The sequence below is a fragment of the Streptomyces antioxidans genome (assembly GCF_000968685.2).
GTDB lineage: Bacteria > Actinomycetota > Actinomycetes > Streptomycetales > Streptomycetaceae > Streptomyces > Streptomyces antioxidans.
Genome location: NZ_LAKD02000281.1, coordinates 1 through 244, shown reverse-complemented (window position 1 = coordinate 244; position 244 = coordinate 1). Strand labels below are relative to the sequence as shown.

Annotated in this window: 1 rRNA gene; it reads right to left on the bottom strand. The window is 56.1% G+C overall.

What is annotated here, in order from left to right:
* A 16S ribosomal RNA gene (locus VT50_RS38170) occupies positions 1 to 244 on the bottom strand; the annotation flags it as partial.

Sequence of the window (244 nt, the reverse complement as noted above, 5' to 3'; positions counted from 1 at the left end):
GGGTATCTAATCCTGTTTGCTCCCCACGCTTTCGCGCCTCAGCGTCAGTGTTGGCCCAGAGAGCCGCCTTCGCCACCGGTGTTCCTTCCGATCTCTACGCATTTCACCGCTACACCGGGAATTCCACTCTCCTCTACCACACTCAAGTCACCCAGTTTCCACTGCATTCCCATGGTTGAGCCCCTGGCTTTCACATCGGACTTAATGAACCGCCTGCGCTCGCTTTACGCCCAATAAATCCGGA